This window comes from Pseudoalteromonas sp. QJM3NY_22, from assembly GCF_056173065.1.
This window is the reverse complement of sequence record NZ_CM149655.1, coordinates 1281157-1300784: the sequence shown is the minus strand read 5'-3', so window position 1 is coordinate 1300784 and position 19628 is coordinate 1281157. Positions and strand designations below refer to the sequence as shown.

16 protein-coding genes are annotated in these 19628 nt (G+C 39.3%); 10 read left to right on the top strand and 6 right to left on the bottom strand.

Going from position 1 to position 19628, the window contains the following annotated elements; all coding sequences use genetic code 11:
* Positions 1 to 197 precede the first annotated feature (197 nt).
* The 6 genes from AC0VZ4_RS05735 to AC0VZ4_RS05710 all read left to right on the top strand — a co-directional run bounded on the left by AC0VZ4_RS05735 (position 198) and on the right by AC0VZ4_RS05710 (position 9148).
* Complete coding sequence (locus tag AC0VZ4_RS05735; protein WP_475441164.1) at positions 198 to 1691, top strand: peptide MFS transporter; 1494 nt, start codon at positions 198 to 200, stop codon at positions 1689 to 1691.
* Positions 1692 to 1829: 138 nt separating this feature from the next.
* Positions 1830 to 4577: a metallophosphoesterase gene (locus AC0VZ4_RS05730; RefSeq protein WP_475441163.1), complete on the top strand. Its 2748-nt coding sequence runs from the start codon at positions 1830 to 1832 to the stop codon at positions 4575 to 4577.
* Positions 4578 to 4880: 303 nt separating this feature from the next.
* Complete coding sequence (hppD, locus tag AC0VZ4_RS05725; RefSeq protein WP_475441162.1) at positions 4881 to 5927, top strand: 4-hydroxyphenylpyruvate dioxygenase; 1047 nt, start codon at positions 4881 to 4883, stop codon at positions 5925 to 5927.
* Positions 5928 to 6063: 136 nt separating this feature from the next.
* Positions 6064 to 7377: a fumarylacetoacetase gene (fahA, locus tag AC0VZ4_RS05720; RefSeq protein ID WP_342862941.1), complete on the top strand. Its 1314-nt coding sequence runs from the start codon at positions 6064 to 6066 to the stop codon at positions 7375 to 7377.
* A gap of 135 nt (positions 7378 to 7512) precedes the next feature.
* Positions 7513 to 8676: a M23 family metallopeptidase gene (locus tag AC0VZ4_RS05715; protein WP_475441161.1), complete on the top strand. Its 1164-nt coding sequence runs from the start codon at positions 7513 to 7515 to the stop codon at positions 8674 to 8676.
* Positions 8666 to 9148: a bactofilin family protein gene (locus tag AC0VZ4_RS05710; protein WP_033031527.1), complete on the top strand. Its 483-nt coding sequence runs from the start codon at positions 8666 to 8668 to the stop codon at positions 9146 to 9148. Before AC0VZ4_RS05715 ends, AC0VZ4_RS05710 begins: the two co-directional genes overlap by 11 nt.
* Positions 9149 to 9169: 21 nt before the next feature.
* On the opposite strand, the gene AC0VZ4_RS05705 is transcribed toward AC0VZ4_RS05710, so the two are convergent.
* Complete coding sequence (locus tag AC0VZ4_RS05705) at positions 9170 to 9643, bottom strand: hotdog fold domain-containing protein (protein ID WP_342865467.1); 474 nt, start codon at positions 9641 to 9643, stop codon at positions 9170 to 9172.
* 183 nt (positions 9644 to 9826) lie between these two features.
* Between AC0VZ4_RS05705 and AC0VZ4_RS05700 the strand changes: the two genes are divergently transcribed.
* From AC0VZ4_RS05700 to AC0VZ4_RS05690, 3 genes are all read left to right on the top strand, one after another.
* A complete protein-coding gene (locus AC0VZ4_RS05700; protein WP_475441160.1) occupies positions 9827 to 11026 on the top strand; it encodes a multidrug effflux MFS transporter in 1200 nt (399 codons plus the stop codon).
* Positions 11023 to 11667, top strand: coding sequence for a LysE family translocator (locus AC0VZ4_RS05695; RefSeq protein ID WP_475441159.1), 645 nt, complete (start codon positions 11023 to 11025; stop codon positions 11665 to 11667). The genes AC0VZ4_RS05700 and AC0VZ4_RS05695 overlap by 4 nt, the downstream gene beginning before the upstream one ends.
* A 67-nt stretch (positions 11668 to 11734) precedes the next feature.
* The gene (locus AC0VZ4_RS05690; RefSeq protein ID WP_002958191.1) at positions 11735 to 12199 is read left to right on the top strand and encodes a methylglyoxal synthase; all 465 of its coding nucleotides are present in this window, start codon (positions 11735 to 11737) and stop codon (positions 12197 to 12199) included.
* A 19-nt stretch (positions 12200 to 12218) separates the two neighbouring features.
* On the opposite strand, the gene yegD is transcribed toward AC0VZ4_RS05690, so the two are convergent.
* From yegD to AC0VZ4_RS05670, 4 genes are all read right to left on the bottom strand, one after another.
* Positions 12219 to 13583 (bottom strand): molecular chaperone, encoded by a 1365-nt coding sequence (gene yegD / locus AC0VZ4_RS05685; protein ID WP_008134695.1) that lies wholly within the window; start codon positions 13581 to 13583, stop codon positions 12219 to 12221.
* Positions 13584 to 13645: 62 nt separating this feature from the next.
* A complete protein-coding gene (locus AC0VZ4_RS05680) occupies positions 13646 to 14488 on the bottom strand; it encodes a DNA ligase (RefSeq protein WP_475441158.1) in 843 nt (280 codons plus the stop codon).
* 33 nt (positions 14489 to 14521) lie between these two features.
* Positions 14522 to 15178 carry an HAD family hydrolase gene (locus tag AC0VZ4_RS05675; RefSeq protein WP_149615322.1) on the bottom strand — a complete coding sequence of 219 codons (657 nt, stop codon included), beginning with the start codon at positions 15176 to 15178 and terminating at the stop codon, positions 14522 to 14524.
* Positions 15179 to 15416: 238 nt separating this feature from the next.
* Entirely contained in the window at positions 15417 to 15716 is a 300-nt protein-coding gene (locus AC0VZ4_RS05670) for a hypothetical protein (RefSeq protein ID WP_007376885.1), read from the bottom strand.
* Positions 15717 to 15882: 166 nt separating this feature from the next.
* Between AC0VZ4_RS05670 and AC0VZ4_RS05665 the strand changes: the two genes are divergently transcribed.
* Entirely contained in the window at positions 15883 to 17208 is a 1326-nt protein-coding gene (locus tag AC0VZ4_RS05665) for an IS4 family transposase (RefSeq protein ID WP_475440253.1), read from the top strand.
* A gap of 54 nt (positions 17209 to 17262) precedes the next feature.
* Here the strand turns inward: AC0VZ4_RS05665 and AC0VZ4_RS05660 are convergent, their stop codons facing one another.
* The gene (locus AC0VZ4_RS05660) at positions 17263 to 19332 is read right to left on the bottom strand and encodes a TonB-dependent receptor (RefSeq protein ID WP_475441157.1); all 2070 of its coding nucleotides are present in this window, start codon (positions 19330 to 19332) and stop codon (positions 17263 to 17265) included.
* Between the last annotated feature and the right edge of the window lie 296 nt (positions 19333 to 19628).

Genomic DNA, 19628 nt, shown 5'->3' with positions numbered 1-19628 from the left:
ATGTATACTTGTGCCCAATTGTAACTAGGATAAGGGTGTGCCTCTTACCTTGTGGTGTTATTACCCTATAGCAAATCATTATCTTAGCTACAAATACTATACTGATGGTCGAGCATTCTAGTAAATACAAATACTAAAATAGCTAAAGCAAAAAATTATAAGGCCATTACAACAATTCTTAAAGTTAGGAAGTAAATATGAGTTCAGCTCCAGATAGTGGCTGGTTTGGCCACCCTAAAGGACTTTCGACATTGTTCTTCACTGAAATGTGGGAACGAATGAGTTATTACGGTATGCGAGCTATGCTCGTATTGTTTATGACGGCAAGCTTACAACAAGAAGGCCTTGGCTTTACCGTTGCATCAGCTGCTGCAATATATGGTTTATACACAGGCGCAGTATACTTTTTAGGTTTACCTGGCGGTTGGCTAGCCGATAGACTATTCGGTGGTCAAAAAGCGGTTTGGTATGGCGGTATTATTATTATGTGTGGCCATATTATTTTGGCAGTTCCACATGATTATTCATTTTTTATTGGCTTAATATTTGTAGCGACGGGTACTGGTTTATTAAAACCAAATATCAGCGCAATGGTTGGCCAGTTATACAGTGATGCCGACGAACGTCGTGATGGTGGTTACGCTATTTACTACATGGGTATTAACCTAGGTTCTTTGATTGGTTACTACGTTTGTGGTTACTTTATGGAAAACGTAGGCTGGCACTGGGCGTTTGGCGCAGCAGCTGTTGGTATGGCTATTGGTTTAGTGCAATATAAGCGCTCACTTAATAACTTGCCAGAGCATAGCGTTTTACCAGCCAACCCATTAGGCCCTAAAGGTACTTCCCGCGCATGGGGTGGTATTGCTGCGTTTGTAATTATAGCTGCAGCAGTGACTACAGCTGCAATGACCGGCGCAATTGTAGTCAATCCAACAGTGGTTGCAGGATACGTAGCTGTTGTATTCACTATTATCTTTTTTGTTTATTTTGGTGTTATTTACTTTACAGGTAAATTAACTGATGCTGAAAAACAAAGAATGTGGGCGCTATTTTTAGTATGTATTGCATCAGCATGTTTTTGGTCTGGTTTTGAACAAGCAGGTTCATCATTAAACTTATTTGCACGCGATTATACTGACCGCCTTATTGGTACTTTTGAAATCCCTACAACGTGGTTTCAATCGTTAAACTCGCTGTTTATTATTGCCCTATCACCATTTTTTGCAGCGCTTTGGATTAATTTATCTAAAAGTCTAGTATCACCTAGCTACAGCGTTAAGTGTGCGCTTGGTTTAATTATCATGGCGTCAGGCTTTTTAGTTATGTTTATGGCGGCTCATTACGCTGCTGAAGGCTTAAAAGTAGCGCCTTACTGGCTTGTTACTACCTATTTTTTACATACAGTAGGTGAGCTTTGTTTAAGCCCTGTAGCATTAAGTGCGGTAAGTAAACTATCGCCTAAACGTTACACTGGTCAAATGATGGGTGTATTTGTATTAACTTACTCGATCGGTAACATCATCGCAGGTTTACTTGCTGGTAATTTCGATCCGAATAATGTCCAAGAAATCCCTAACCTATACCTACAAATTGCATTATTTAGCATTGGTGTTGGTGTTGTTTTAGTACTCATGACATTTAAAGCTAAAGTATGGGAAAAACAAGGGCTAGAAGAAAAAGCTTCTTAATTGTTTTTTAAATAATATAGCTAAAAACCAATCCCTCATAACCGCTATGAGGGATTTTTTTATTCAACTTTGCAGCACCACCGTTAACTGATATTATAGCCTGATTGATTAGAGAATAGACTCAGGGAACAGCTGCATATGCAATCGTTAACGATATTACGTGCCACAATTTTAGCATTTTTAATTATGCTTTTATCAGCCTGTGGCGGCTCCAGTGACGAGGTTACACTCAATCCAAACAACCCAGTTGAACCAGAGCCAAGTACATTAACATTATCAAGCTCGACTGGTTTAGACACGACATTAGATGAAGGTAATTTTATACTAACCGCTCCTGCTGGTGCGACTTCTAGTAATACAGAGCTTACTTACGAGAAAACACTATTAGATGAAGCAAATGAGCAACAAAATATAGTTTCAGATTTACATAGTCTTACACCAAACTCGCTGACTTTAATTACCCCCATCACTATTACAATAAAAATCCCTGTGGACTATGCATTAGGCGGGCAACTCTTTATAGCAAAACTATCAACCAATACATGGGACATAATCGAAAACTCAACCGTGTTAGATGGCTTCGTTAGCGCGCAAGTGAACACATTAGGCACCTACGCAATACAAATGCAGCGTAATGAAACCTTTGCCAATATAGGTCCAACTTGTGATGCGAGTGCCACTAAACAATCAGTGAGGTTTGTGCATGTTGCCGATTTACATGCTCGCTTTGGCTACCAAGAGCAATATTTCAGCCGTATTAAAGCCTACTACAACCAAGTAGCAAGCCAAACTCCTCATACCTTATTTACAAATGGTGGTGACGACTATGAAAAAGGCACCGTTGCAGAGCAACTATCACAAGGTACTGCAACAGAAGAAGCAATTAAAGCAATGCAATTTGATGTCCGTGTTGTTGGAAATCATGATTACGCATGGGGCCCAGAAAAACTATTAAGTTATTCACAAGACGAGAATGCCATCGTACTGGCGAGTAATACACTGTATGAAGGTGAGCAACTACAAGATTTTGCAGGCGTTGGATTTGCAAAAGTACAAGTAGGGTGTGTCACTTTAGGTTTGTTTGGTATGACTTCTGTGCCATGGAATGAACTTGATGAACCAATTGAAGATGAACCAATCCCTGATTTCATAAAACAATTTAAAATGAGCTGGCAATGGCAACAAGTGGCGCAAAGCATTGTTAGTCAATATCGTGACGACGTAGATTATATGATCATGCTGAGCCATTTAGGTGTCGGTCTTGATACTGATATGGCAACTAACGTCGCAGGCATTGATTTAGTGCTTGGCGGCCACACGCATGGTGGTGAAAGTTTCGAGACATTAGACAACGGCGCGATTGTTATTCAGCCAGATTTTTACGCTAAAGGGATTACTGATTTAACGCTTGATTTTGATTTAGCGGATAAATCATCTCCGGTTGTTTATTACAAAACAATTGAAACCGACTCTATTAATGAACGAGATGAAACGACTAAACAAGCTATTGATGAAATTATGGGTCGTTATGCTCCTGATGCTGAAACAGAAATAACTATTTCAGAAAATTATCCAACTACTTTACAATTAGCTGAAATAACCGCCTTAGCTGCAAAGCATTCAAGCTCAATAAGCGCAGCGCTTTTAAATCCTGAGCTAGTACAAAAACGCTGGACACCGGGCGCGCTTACCCAAGAAGATTTTCATAAAGCTTTTTATGTAGAAAGGCAGCCATCAAATACGCCTGGGTTTAACTCTATCTATAAGGTAACAGTATCGGGAAGCGACTTAGCAGCGATGTTTGCCAGTCAACCTGATTGGTTTTTACTTAAACCTGAAGATATACAACCCACAAATAATTACGAAGTTGCGCTATTTAAAGGCGCGGCTTTAAATCCTGATTTATTTTTTAATAGTGTGACATTCTCAAACATAGAGCCAATAGCCGAAGCTTGGTGGCTACTTGATAAATATGCTCGATTTAGAACAAGTCAATGCCTACATTTGGATACCGGCACTGAGCTTTACTCGTGCAGTAATGTAGCAAATGTAACTGTATGGAATTTTGAGGATGCTAACAATCCGTTAGCGGCTGATTTTGGGCCTTCAGTACTTAACTATTTCGATCCAAATGAAACCAATTGGGGCACTGATGAAACCCAATATAACACCACCACTCAGTTAAATATTGATGATTTAACTGACGGCCCTTCGGGTGTAATGGCATTTTCGCGCCACTCCCCGACAGAAGGCTTATTAATTGAATTAAACACCCCTGTAAATGGTGATTTTGCAAACGAAGGAATGGTATCTGACTACACACTTGTTATGGATTTATATTGGCCTTCAGAAGGCAAAGATATTTATCGTGCAATAATGCAAGCAGAAACAACCAATTATCTGGATGACGATGCTGACATATTTATAGACCCAAGTGGTGGTTATGGTAAATCAACAAGCGACAGTGGCTACTTTAGTAATACTCAGGCAGAAGCATGGCACCGTGTCGCATTTGTTTTCTACACAGCACCTACAAATGGGGTATTTGAAGTATACATTGATGGTGAATTAGCTGGCGTTAAAGAAGACGGCGAAATTGACCGTCAATGGGCACTCAATAAAACGGTGCTTTTATTTACCGATAATAATTTTGAAACCGTAGCGGGTTACTTGAATGCATTGCTTTATGCTGGCCGTGCTATGACCCGAGATGAAATTAAGCGTATGGGCGCTGCACAACAAAAATTAACATTTGAGCAATCTACACGTACTTTAAACCAAACAATTGAACGTCACTACAAAGCAGCTCCAGCAATAAAAACTAACCCATGGCTAGAGCAGCGAAACAAGTTTTTTGGCAACGCCTCTCAAAGTGTAAACAATTAAGTACGAAAAAGCTTTTGCTTATTAATTATAAAAGGAGGTTTAACGCAGGTTAAACCTCCTTTTTAGTATTTAAATACAATAACTTAAAAACAAGCACTCCCACTTGAATTTATACCATATAACTTCATTTTACTTAACTGTATTACAAACAGGTAACTTTATAATAACCGTCCTATAAAATTTACACATGCATTAGACACTAAATAGCGCCCTCCTCTTCCCCAAATTAAAAATCTGGTTGATTATCTACTGCAATATTACAACAACACATAATCGCAGTGCTTAATTGCGGGAGTAATAATAATGAGTGAAGTAAATAACTATTTAGGTTTAGTCGGTATTGAATTTACCGAGTACGCAACACCTGATGCTGATTATATGGATAAAGTATTTACTGATTTTGGCTTCTCTAAGCTTAAAAAATTCAAAGGTAAAGACATTGTTTATTACAACCAAAACGATATTCATTTTTTACTGAATAACGAGCGTGAAGGTTTTTCTGCAGAATTTGCTAAAAGCCATGGTCCTGCTATTTGTTCAATGGGTTGGCGTGTTGAGAATGCGCAAAAAGCATTTGAAACTGCAGTAGAGCGTGGTGCAAAACCAGCGACCGACTCAACGCATAAAAATATGCCCTACCCTGCAATTTATGGTATTGGCGATAGCCTAATTTACTTTATTGAACAATTTGGCGACAAAGGCACTATTTATGAAAGTGATTTTGAAGACTTAGAAACGCAAAATGTTTTAGAAGATAAAGGCTTTCTCCGAATCGATCATTTAACCAATAACGTTTATAAAGGCACCATGGAAAAATGGGCTAACTTTTATAAAGACGTATTTGGTTTTACTGAAGTGCGCTACTTTGACATTAAAGGTCAAAAAACAGCGCTTATCTCCTATGCACTAAAATCACCTTGTGGCACCTTCTCTATTCCAATAAACGAAGGTAAAGGTAACGATAACAACCAAATTGACGAATACCTTGGTGAGTACAACGGCCCAGGCGTTCAACATTTAGCGTTTTTAACAGATGACTTAGTAAGCTCTCTTGATAAGCTTGATAAATCAACAATTGCTACTTTAGATATTATCCCAGAGTACTACGATACAATTTTTGACCGTGTACCTTGGGTTGCTGAAGATAAAGAAAAAATTCGTCAGCATCAGATACTCGTAGATAGCCAAAGTGAAAATTGTTATTTATTACAAATTTTCTCTAAAAACTTATTTGGTCCAATCTTTATAGAAATGATCCAACGCGTTGATGATGGTGGCTTTGGTGAAGGTAACTTCCAAGCATTATTTGAATCAATCGAACGTGACCAAGAGCGTCGCGGCGTTTTATAAAATATTTGAGTAAATTAAAAGCAGCGAACTTCGCTGCTTTTTGTCGTTTTAATATTTAAAAAGTATGGCGCCAAGTACAAGTATGATTAAATAAACTATACCTTGTCGCCATACAGTAAAATCCAAAGGAAATGTAATGAGCCTAATTAACGAAACCCACGATATTAGTTTAACCAGCTGGGTAGAATCAGCTAATGTTGATAATTGCGACTTCCCGATTCAAAACTTACCGTTTGCAGAATTTCGTCGTAAAGGGTCTGATGAGGCCTTTCGTGGTGGTGTTGCAATTGGTGACCAAGTAATCGATTTAGCAAAACTAAGTAAATTAAACGTTTTAAAAGGTGACGCTAAAACAGCCGCAGATGCAGCAAGTGAAACTACCTTAAATACATTTATGGGTTTAGGGAAGCAGTATTGGTCAGCCCTTCGTTTGGCCCTTTCAAAAGCACTAAGAGCAGGCTCTGAGCACCAACAAGCGCTTAGCGATACATTGGTTGCACAGTCTGATATAGAGTTTTCTTTGCCTTGTCGCATCGGTGATTACACCGACTTTTACACTTCTATTTATCATGCTACTGCTGTGGGTAGTTTGTTTCGCCCTGATAACCCATTACTACCTAACTATAAATGGGTACCTATTGGTTATCATGGTCGCTCTTCATCTATTGACGTATCGGGTCAAACATTTCATCGCCCTAAAGGCCAAACTAAAGCGCCAGACGCAGAAGTGCCATCATTCGGTCCGTGTAAACGCCTTGATTACGAACTAGAGCTGGGTATTTACTTAGGTAAAGGCAATGCACTGGGCGATGCAATCGCTATCGAAAATGCTGAAAACCACGTATTTGGCTTTTGTGTATTTAACGATTGGTCAGCACGTGACTTGCAAGCGTGGGAATACCAACCGCTTGGTCCATTTTTAGCTAAAAACTTTGCCTCAACTGTATCGCCTTGGATTGTAACAACCGAAGCATTAGCGCCTTACAGAACAAGCTGGACACGTGATGAAAACGATCCACAGCCTATGGACTATTTAGAATCAAAAGCGAATCGCGACCAAGGTGCTTTTGATATTCAAATGGATGTTAAAATTCAAACGCAAAAAATGCGTAGCGAAGGCCATAACCCAACGCGCGTATCAACATCTAGCTTTAAGCACTCTTACTGGACTGTGGCACAAATGGTTACACACCACACAGTGAATGGCTGTAACTTTATGCCAGGTGACATGCTAGGTTCGGGCACTCAGTCAGGTCCAACGCACGAAGAAGCAGGTTCATTACTTGAGCTTTCTCGTGGTGGCAAAGAAAAAATTACGCTAAGTAATGGCGAACAACGCAGCTTTTTAGAAGATGGCGATAACGTTATTATGCGTGGCTGGTGTGAAAAAGAAGGCTATGCACGTATAGGTTTTGGCTCTGTAGAGAGTACAGTTCTGCCTACAAAATAATACGAGTATTAAATAAAAGGGCTGCTTACTAAAAGCAGCCCTTTTTTATTAATTTTTGAACAGTTACAATTTTTCTCTGGCTTTTTTAACTCAAATTGCTATCTTAATTCGGTTAATAGCCAATGTTTATATGCCATGTCAGTATTTATAAAGTCTTTTTATCAAAAAACATTTCCAGCCCGTCAGTTACTTATTCGCCAAAATGGTGAAGTTAAGCATGTTGTTTTGCCGTCTTGGGTTCAGCTTACTGTTGCAGTACTTGTTTTTGCTACTTTAGCTTGGATCAGTATTTCTACATTACGTGTTTATTCACAAACGAACAAAATTTCCAACATCCAGCAAAACCAATTGAATAAACAACTACTTTGGCAGAAAAAAGTCAGCGAACAAAATGCACTTTATACAAATCAGTTAGAACAGCTGGCTATTCTTGAACAAAAACAGGCTTTATTGCAAAGCATGATAGAGTCATTACCAGCCTCGATTAGCAAAGATTCAATACAGCTTGATAGTAATCTCGAGTCACCAATTAGTGAACGAAAAGAAGAATTTCATGCTCCACTACTTGATGAAGAGCCAAACAATAAGCAAGTGAACTTAGTCACCCCGCTTACTTTTTCAGCAAGATACCAACATTTAGCACAAGCTTATCAAAAAAACTTTGCATTACTTGATAGCCAAATAAATAAACGACACGACGATATTTTAGCAATGCTTAAAGGCGCAGGGCTTGAATCGGCACTTAAACAACATTTGGCACTAAGCGAACAAAAAACAGCACAAGGTGGCCCACTTGATGTTTTTGATGAAACAAAAATTCCGACCCAATTTTTACTTATTGCCGATAAACTACTCTTATTAAATAACCTTGAGAGCTTTTTAACAGAGCTTCCGAATTCTTTACCTTTGCCTGCTGCAAATTATTACATTTCAAGTAGTTTTGGTCTTCGCAAAGATCCTATGAATAATCGTCGAGCCTTTCATAAAGGAGTCGATTTAGCTGGTTGGCATAAAACCGAAATTTTTGCCCCTGCTGACGCTATAGTTCTCAGAGCCGGCCGCAACGGTGGTTATGGTAACTTTATTGAGCTTGAACATAAAAATGGCCTTGTGACTCGTTTTGGCCACTTAAATAAGATTAAAGTAAAGAAAGGTCAACTAATTACTAAAAATGATGTAATAGGTTTAATGGGGAGCACCGGTAGAAGTACCAGTACTCACTTGCATTATGAAGTATTACTTGATGGCAAACATGTTAATCCTCTAAAAATAACAAAGGCGCTTTCTCATGTTCGGTAGAAAGAAACAAAAACCAGGAAGCTCTAGTTTAAAAAGAGTAAATAACACTCCCTCGATTATTTCACAAGATGTTCGTCTCACAGGCACCTTAGTTAGCCAAGGTGAAGTACAATTAGATGGTCGTATTGATGGTGATATTAAAGTAAAGCATTTAGTTATTGGCTCAACAGGTATTATTGAAGGCATGGTTGAAGCACAAAATGTAATTGTAAAAGGCAAAGTTATTGGCTCAATAAACGCCAGTGAAGTAAATGTTAAAAGCGGCGCACATGTTCATGGCGATGTATTCCACGATACCTTAAGCATAGATGCCGGTGCGATTATTGAAGGTAGTTTAAAGCAACGTTTTGAAAAAGATGCAATTGAGCTTATTAGTGAAGAATTAAAACCAGTCAGTGAAGTTAAAATGTTGTTAGAGGAAGACGACAGCGGCTTGTCGTTTGTAAATAAACAAGCCACAGATAAAAACTAAATCAACTCAGTTGACTGTTCATTATTTCTTCTCTGTAATATACATAGTAATATCAGCGGTGAATACGAGTTCATCGCGGGTATTATAAAGTTTAACCGGTACTACTAGGTCCTCTTTATCTATCCATTTATGCGGTAAATCAATCTCTGCAATTGCAGTTACATCAGTGTCTACTTTAGCTAAATACTGCACTGTCATCCCTTTTGGGATCCAACGATGTGTTTTAACTGGCACTGTTGCATCAACCATTACACCTGCACACAATTCAGCTAAATTACACTGCGCAATAGCATGAATAGTTCCAATATGATTATGAACGCTGCGACGATTTTTAACCACCGCACTACAATGGCCCTCTCTCAAATCGAGTACGTAAGGTTTCATCGAACCAAAATATGGCGCTTTAAAGCAAACAGCTTTAGTAAAAAGCCAATTCCCAAAAGGTAGGCGCTTAAATTTATGCCATGTTTGTACAAGTGCAGATTTATTACTCATTATTATTTTCCATCAACAGTTACTTTTTTAAAATCAACACATCAGACCAGTTTTAAAAAGTGCATTTATGCTGGCTTTTTAGCTTAATCCAATCAAAAAGTAAGAATGACAGCCTATGTAGGGGTCATAAGCCCTTTCTTTTTTATGAGTGCCCACCTAAAATACTCGACAAAAGGAGACTCAATGCAAACACAGCCCGCTAAACCTAATATGACCTTGTTACTTATCTTAGCGTTACTCGTTATATTTTGCCCTATGGCAATCGATATTTACCTACCTGCTTTTCCAACTATTGCAGAACAATTTGCAGTTACTGAACAACAAGTACAGCAAACCGTTGCTATTTTTATGCTAACAGTAGGTCTAGGCCAATTAATTGCGGGCCCTTTGGCTGATAGATTTGGCCGAAAACCAGTGGCAGTAGTGGGCATTAGTTTGTATGCAAGCTCTGCATTACTCGCATACTACTCGCCTTCTTTTGAGATATTGCTGATAGCACGTGCTTTTCAGGGAATTGGAGCCTGTGCCACATTTGTTGTCGCATTTGCGATAGTGCGTGACAAATATGGTAGTGAACGAAGCGGACAAATGATCACCTACCTTAACGGGATTGTGTGTTTCATTCCGGCAATGGCACCTATTTTAGGGGCTTGGCTTACCGTACAGTTTGGCTGGCGTATGAACTTTATGTTTTTAACCGCGTTTGCCATTTTGGGCCTTATTGTTACCCTATTCTTTTTTAGAGAAACTCGCCCTGCTGATAGTCATTATCAGGGGCATATTTTAGATTTACGTCGCTTTATACCGATTATTAAAACACCGGTATTTTTGTTTAATAGCCTAATTTGTATGGTCTCAATGTCGGCCATATTAGTGTATGTAACGCTCGCTCCAGGCTGGCTTATTACACATTTAGGCGGCACCGTAGCCGACTTTACTTTTTGGTTTACGTTAAATGCCGTAATAAGTATTGTCGCAAGTTTTATTTTACCAACCTACATTAAACGAAATAGCCAACGTGCTTTGCGTGTCGGTGTGAGTGTACTGGTTTTCTCAGGCATTTTAATGTTAGCCCTTAGCGGTATAGAAACAGCATTTGCGCTTATGCTACCTATCTTAATTGCTGCATTAGGGTTTGCTTTAAGTTTAGGCTCTGCTGCAGGAATGTCTCTGTCTAGCTTTCCTAAACAAGCAGGCACAGCCTCTGCATTACTCGGTGCAATGCAAATGAGTGGCGCAAGTATACTCGTCGTTTTAACCCAATATTTAGGGCTAAACACACCGTGGTTGATTGCTTTTCACTTATTATTACTAGTTCCGCTTTGGCTTATTTTAATGAGCAAAAAAGCACATACTTTACACCCAGCTAAAAGTACTCAATGATCAATCCTGACTTTTTAGTCTCATTTTTATTAGCCAGCTTTTTAATGGCAGTAGCGCCTGGGCCATCGAATGCATTTTTGATGGCGCAAACATTTGCTAATGGTCGAGGCGCTGGTATGCAAAGTGCATTTGGTTTTGCATTAGGTGGAGTTATTCATACGCTATTTGCTGTTGTAGGCCTAAGCGCAGTACTAAAAGCCTCTCCTAGTGCTTATGCCGCAGTGCAATACGCAGGCGCAGCATACTTATGCTATTTAGGGTTTATGATGATTAAAGGCACGCTAAAGCAACCAGAGCAGACACCTGAGGGCAAGCAAACCGATAAACCGCATATAAGTACCAGTAAAAAAAGTAATGTCATGTTTCAAGCGATGATGACTGAAGTACTAAACCCTAAAGTAGCATTATTCTTTATTGCATTTATTCCGCAATTTGTAGATCCAACGCTTTCATCGGCTACTTTTCAGCTCGCTTTTTTTGGCTTACTTTACCCTCTTTTTGCTTTTCCGATTGACTGCACGTATATTTATTTTGGCGACAAAATTGCACAGTTTTTTAGACGTAACCCAAATAGCCAACTTTGGATTGATAGGATCACTGGCATTGTATTTATTGCCCTTGCTATCAATCTATTATTTTAACTAACCTGCACTTTGGTTAAGAGATTTATTACCCAGAGTTTAAGCTAACTAATAAAAAAGAATCAGCATGGAACAAAAAACACAATCTCTTCCCGCACAAAAAAATATTGCTTTAGTTGCCCACGACGGTAAAAAAGCAGCATTAAAATTATGGTGTGAAAAGCACAAAGAAATACTCAGTAAGCACACTTTATATGGCACAGGTACTACAGGGCATTTAATTCAAAAAACCACGGGACTTGATGTAGTTCAGCTATTAAGTGGCCCTATGGGCGGCGATCAACAACTTGGCGCTAAAATAGCAGAACATGAGATACATGTATTAATATTTTTTTGGGACCCATTAGCATCACAGCCTCATGACCCTGATGTTAAAGCACTACTGCGTTTAGCAGCTGTTTGGAATATTCCGGTGGCGTGTAATGAAGTGAGTGCAGATATGTTATTAAGCTCACCGCTTATGGACGTAGAGCTTGAACGTACATTGCCAGATTACGAAAAATACCTCGCAACCCGACAAATAGATCTTTAAACCTCAATTGTAATCTAGGTTATTTATAAAGCATGCTGGCCCATTTAGTCAGGCCAGCGGTTACACTACCAAAGTGATCCCCGTTAACCATTTTTATATCGCCTAAGTGCTCACTTAAAGCCGCTTTAATCAATGGTGATTGTGCACTACCGCCTGTTAAGTAAATAATGTCTGGCGTGGTCGCAGCGTCGCTGATTGCTTGTTTTGCTAAAGTAACTATTTGGCTAATACTACTCTCAACGGCAACAGCTAAATCGCTTACAGATACATTTTTATTCAGTCCACTATCTAAAAAGCTTAAATCGCAATCAAACGCACTAGCTGATGAAAGTGCTATTTTAGCCGCTTCACCTTGTTGCACTAATTGATGGCCTTGCTTGTTTTGCTGTAAATGTATTAAACGCTTATAAAGCTCAGGCGCACTTACATCACGTAATTGTGCATTTAGCTCTCGGGTATGGCTTTCACTATAAAATTGGCTTTGTAAGTTTACATCGTTAATTTTACACGCTTGCCAAAACGCTTGATTAGGCAAAGGCAAACCCGATTTAAACGTACTACCTAAACCCAATAACGGCATTAAACCATGAAAGCTCAAAGCAATATCTAAATCGTTTCCACCAACACGTTTACCACTGTGAGATAAAAAATCGCTATCGCGCTGGCTATTTCCTCTAAAGCTTGGACCCATTTGTACAAATGAGCAGTCACTTGTACCACCACCAATATCAATAACGAGGACTTTTTGATCCTGAGTTAAATCACTCTCGTAGTCGATACCCGCAGCAAGTGGCTCATATAAAAACTCTACGTCTTTAAAACCAGCACGTTTAGCAGCACGCTCTAAAATACCGACCGCTTGTTGATTTGATTGCTCGCCACCCACAGCTTGAAAGTTTACTGGGCGACCAATCACTGTTTGTGTAAGTGTTTTACCTAAAGAGCGCTCAGCGCGTTGCTTAATTTTTAAGATCATCGCGGTTGCGATATCTTCAAAAAAGTTAATTTGACCTTGCTTTAAACCTGTTGCACCAAAAAATGATTTAGGAGACTTAACAAAATAGCCTTCTTCAGGAAACTGCACGTACTCGCTAATCGCTTCACGACCAATAAATAGGGTTTCATCTGAAGGTTGTAAATCAAGGTCTGACTTAATACGAGGTAAGGTATTTAATAATGCTTGGCGCTGCGTTAAAAAGTCATGCTCATGGGCTGTGCCATGTAAATGCTTAGCAACAAAATCAACAACCAACGCACTGTGATGAGTGTAAAGTGTAGACGGTAAGTAATGTTTTCCTTGCTCTAGCGGTACTAATTGAACATTACCCTCGCTCATTACACCCATAGCACAATTAGAACTACCGTAATCAAAACCTACAAACATACTTCACCACACATTACCAAAAAGGCCGCGCAATTTAGCACACTTTGTAAAATTTATAAATGTTATAAACTATCTCTGACCCGTAAAAAACTAGCAAAACGCGGTAACCCATTTTTTGTTAAGCCATGAAATCGGTACGTTACAGTACTACCAATCTCCGGTGGAATGGAGCGCTGTGCATCATTAAGCCCAGTACCAATAGAAAATACCTGCCCCTGCGCTGTTTTTACCCTTAATGCCCCTAACATTCCTTGATATTTACCTTTGCCTGGTAAGTGGGCAATTACAACCGCTTCTGCATCTAAATAAGGTTTTAATTTTAGTAATGCATTACTTCTTCCATTGCTGTGCTTCGCGCTGGCCAAATGAAGCATTACGCCCTCGCCACCCTGCTTAGTTATATTCTCAAAATACTCTGTAAGCTGCTCATTATTTGTAAAGCTATATTGACCTACAGCACTAATGTGCGGCGAGTTTAGGCTAGTAATAAGCTCATTATAGTTTTTATAGCGAGTGCTAAAAGGCAGATTTTTATCTGGCATATCAAATACTTTATAGGTAATAGTTTGCCAATCATGATTATTAGGTTTTTTAGTTCTGACTATGCCACTCAGCGCAGAAAAGTGCTCACGTTTAGTCCACAGCTCACCATCAAGCCATACATTTGGCAATGGCGCTGTAAACCAACTTGGCGCATTGATAATATTACCCTTACGAGTTAAAAACTCCGTGCCGGTCCAGATAGCTCTTACGCCATCATATTTTTCACTGACTAAATATTTACTTACATCATAATGCTTCGTTTCGTCATATACTTTAGCCAGTAAAACAGACGGTTGTGCTGCACTTATGCATTGCGTAAAAAGTACAATAACAATTAAAAGCAGGTGTTTAATAGTAAACATTGGCGCATCCAAGCACGTAAAAGTTGGCTTAAACTATAGTTGAGATTGCGCCCATTGCCAAAACTCATCTAAGTTGCTCATTTGATAGGTAGCTTGGCTAAAGTCGTGATCTTTAGTATGGCTATTGGCAATGGCTACCACACGTAATAAAGCATTATTAGCAGCTGTTACCCCTGTGTAAGTATCCTCAACAGCAATTGCATTGCCAGGTTGTATATTTATCTGCTCAAGTGCCAGTAAATATGGGTCCCCTGCAGGTTTAGGATTCGTTACATCATCTTTTGTAACCACCGTATCAAACAGCTCATAAAACCCTAAGCCTTTCAGTATTGGCATGGCTTCACTTTTAGCACTTCCTGTTACTAGCGCCATTTTTAAGCCACTCGCTTTTACAGCTTTCAACGTTTGCTCTGTAAATGGCATCACTGGCGGTAAATGTGTTACTACATATTCACCAAATAAACGGTATTTTTCATCTGCTAAAAACTGTGCACTTACCGATAAGTTATGCTCTTGCTTAATTTCGATTGCGGCTTCTAAAGTAGGCCGTCCCGAAAAGCGCTGGCAAAAATCATTTTCTAAATAACTAACACCGTAAGGCTTAAGTAGTTTACTCCAGCACACAAAGTGCATACTTTCTGAATCAACTAATGTGCCATCCATATCAAATAATATTGCTTGTAAAGTCATCCTCATTCCTTATACCAACCTGCATAGATCTTTGATCAATTTAACGAATTAAATTGCACTATAACTTCGTTAAAAATTTTTTATTTAGAACAACTAGATACAAAAATTTTTGCCTAGTTCTAGCGTAATTTTCTTAACGTTAAATAGAACCCATATATAAGCAGATTGGTATTATTTAACCTAAGCTAAATTTTGACAATAAAAAAAGGCGCCTTAAGCACCTTTTATATAAATACAGTTATTGCGTTAAGCCTGCTGGCGGCTCACCCGTTGCTTCCTCACCCGTATCAACATCAACAAGCTCATAGCCACGCGTTTTGCGCATAACTTTAAGTACAGGTTTTTCAAATGCTGTTTTTAAACGCTCTGAGTCATCTTTTAATTCATCTAATGTTGTACCAAAAGGGGCTGCGCCTGTTTCTGACCAGTTAGTTACTTTGCCGTTCAAGTTATATTCCACTTCGTGTATTTGATATTGCGCTGCTTCGTCTTTCGTTGCTTCACAAAAAATCACACGGTAATTCCAAAATCCAGCCATTATCTTATCTCATTAAAATTAATTTACGCTACTTTACCAGCTTTAAAAAAACATAAAAGCCTGCACAAGGCATAATGCCGATCAGTTAAGAAATATTTGACGATCCATTGACCGATCTTCTGGTTAGTTTATAAAGGCTTCTGAATTTATTCAGGAGCCTTTTATTTTGCAACTCACTACCGCACTTTCTCTTGCCAATAGCTACGCACCCAATTCAGAAGGCTTAGGTCAACTGAGTGATTTTTTATGTCCTGAGTTTATCAAACAATGCGCTGAAACCGCTGGTGTCGCGACGATAAGGAAAAGAAGGCTTCCTGTTGAGATGGCCGTTTGGACAGTCATTTGTATGTCGTTTTATCGTGAAGACCCACTGTGGAGTATTGTCAGTAAATTAGGGCTCGCTTTACCAGGTAAAAAAGAACTCGTTGCACCCAGTGCGGTTGTACAGGCTAGGCAGCGGCTTGGGGCTGATGCCGTTAAACAGGTTTTTGAGAAAAGTCAGCAAATGTGGAATGCTGATGCGAACCATCCCACATGGTGCGGGCTATCACTACTGGGTGTTGATGGTGTTATTTGGCGCACACCGGATACTGCTGAAAATCAACATGCATTCTCCGTGTGGAAAAATCAGCATGGTGACACGGCTTTCCCTCAGGTTCGCATGGTGTGTTTGATGGAGTTAACTAGCCATTTATTAATGGGGAGCGCCTTTGATAGTTGTCGTACTAGTGAAATGGTGTTGGCTGAAGACTTAATCGAGGCAACACCCGATAACTCACTGACGTTATTTGATAGAGGCTTCTATTCTCTAGGCTTACTCAATCGTTGGCATCATGCTGGGGAAAATAGGCATTGGCTTCAACCGATGAGAAAAGGCACGCAATATGAAATTGTTCGCTCTTTAGGTCGTCAAGACAAACTTATCAAGCTAAAAGCAACAGCACAAGCGAGAAAAAAGTTCGACGATTTACCACAGAGCATTGAAGTCAGGCTAGTCACAAAAACGGTTAAGGGGAAAGAGGTGAATATACTCACTTCACTGACTGATCCAATGCGTTTCCCTAAGGCTGACATTGTTGACCTCTATAGTGAACGGTGGGAAATTGAACTTGGTTATCGAGAAATGAAACAAACGTTACTGAATAGTCACTTCACGCTACGCAGCAAGAAACCTGAGATGATAGCGCAAGAATTATGGGGCGTAATGTTGAGCTATAACTTGCTCCGATATCAGATGGTGAAAATGGCGCAGAAAAAGTCTGGAATATATGCAAAACACCTGAGTTTTACGACGTGTGCTATTAGTATTATTAACCTTATTCATACAATGTTTATAGAAAATGCAGGACGGATACCTAAATCAATAGAGCAATTACAAGCTCAAGTTGAACATCACATATTACCGATAAAACAGGAGCGGGCGTATCCGAGATGTGTGAAACCAAAACCCAGTAAATACCCCAATAAAAAACGCCAGTCAGCTGTTAACTGACTGGCATTATGCACAAGGCAGGCTTTTAAAAATCAATATAATTTAAAGCTAACTTTAGAAGAAGTTAACTTTAAACTCAGCGCCAACATAGCGTTCTTCATTAACCATTGCTGTGTTGTTATTAAAGTCGATTGCACCAATAGCAACTTGCTCATCAAATAAGTTACGAGCAAAAACAGCTACTTCGTATTCATTATCATCCTGAGCCCAAGTATAACCGGCGCGCACACCTACTTCTGTTAATGGTTTGCCTTCAAACTCAACCGCTTCATATAGGAAGAAGTTAACTTTACTGCGGTACGATACATCGGTGTAAGCGTAAAAGTTACCTTCGGCTAGTTCTTTTGAATAACGAAGTGTTATGTTAGAAATAAACTCAGGTGCATTAGGTAAGCTATTACCATCAATGATTGCTCTGCCATTTACTGTCGTATCAGTAATATGCAATGTGTCACGATCTGGTACAGGAATGGTAATGCTGTTATCTTTTAACTCTGTTTTGTTATAACTAAAGTTAAACGTGGCATTAAGCTCATCAGTTAAGACCCACTCGGTATCAAGTTCAAAACCATAACCTGTTGTCTTATCTGCATTGAGCAAACTTGTGGTATTTGCAGTCCCACCTACAGCAGTTAATTGCTGATCATCCATAGTAAAATAATAAATACTCGCATTTACACGCCCGCGACCATCAAGTACGTCTGATTTGAAACCTGTCTCATATGAAGTAACAGTTTCAGAGTCAGCTGTAGTAACCTCGTCAGAGAACGTGATACGACCTTGAATACTAGGAGCGCGGAATGTATTTGCAACTCGTGCATATAAATTAACATCATCATTTAATTTATAAGACGCTGAAATATCCCAACTTACATGATCATCACTTACATCAGTTGTACGGGTGATATCGTTTGTACATTGTATCAAGTTATTTAGGCAGTCATCGCTAACTATTTTACGTACTGCTTCAAAGTCTTTTTCATCGTCTGAGTAACGAAGGCCAGCCGTTAGTTTTAAATCATCAGAAACAGTGTAATCTACAGAACCAAATACAGCCCAAGCTTTAGTATCTTGCTGTTGATTAACGTAACCGTTTAACGCGCCCCCAGCTAACGTATTGTAGCCGAAGTTTTCAATCGTTACTGATTCATCAAAATAAAATAAACCGGTTTGAAAATTAACATCGCCGTCAAAGTTACTCGCTAAACGTAATTCTTGCGTGTATTGGTCGTGATCTGGTAAACCACTTTCACTTTCTGATGGGAATGGAATTGAACCTGGACCATGAAACTCACCTAAAAAGTCAGCACCATAACCACCATCAATATCGCCACGCGAGTTTACTTCTGCGCTTTCCCAACCTGAAATTGAAGTAATTGTATAATCATTAAAATCATATTCTAGCTTTAAGCTTAAACCTTGTGCATCAACAGTTTGCTTTTCACGTGCTGCTGCATCGTGGTAAACAACTTTATAATCAAAGTCATCAACTAGATCGTTAGTGCCACTTTTAATTGCATTCGCACGAAATGGAATAGGTGTGCCATCCATATTACGTACGTGATAATTAAGTAAGGCTGAAAAATCATCTTTTTCATATAAAAATTGGATACGTGCAGCTCTATCGGTGTAACCACCTAGTACATCATCTTGCTCAAAACCTGGCGCACGGTTATCAATAAAATTATCTTTGTCTTGCCAAAGAACAGAAACACGTGCTGAAAGATTATCAGTTAAACCACCACCCACCGCGCCTCTAAAATCAACGACACTGTCTGTGCCATATGATACTGAGCTAAAACCTTCAAATTCTTGGCTTGGCTTAACTGAATCAAATTTTACAAGACCAGCCGGTGTATTACGGCCAAACAATGTACCTTGCGGACCACGTAAAACCTCTACGCGCTCAACATCAAATACAGGGAAACCTTTTAGAATTGCATTTTCTTGAACGATATCGTCAACAACCAGTGACACAGGTTGTGATGCATTTAAATCAAAGTCGGTATTGCCTAAACCACGAACATAAAAACGTGGAAATGTACGGCCATAAGAAGACTCAATCGCTAAACTTGGAATTTTCGCATTCATAAAGCGAATATCCATACCGGCAGAGCTATACACATCAAGGTTATCACCTTGTAATGCAGATACTGCTACAGGTACTTCTTGAGCGTTTTCGACACGTTTACGAGCGGTTACTTGAATAACTTCTAATTGGTTGCTTTTTTTAGCTGTTTCTTACGCAGCTAAAGAAGAAAATGAAGTACCTGCTACTGCAGAGAACAACGTTGCGTTAATTAGGGTTGCTAACGTAGATCGTTTCATTGCTTTCATGTTGGGTTTAACCTTTTGTGTGCACTCTTATTCAACGGTTTATGTGTTGCGCAATTTATACCATGGAGGTAGATTGCGGGTTC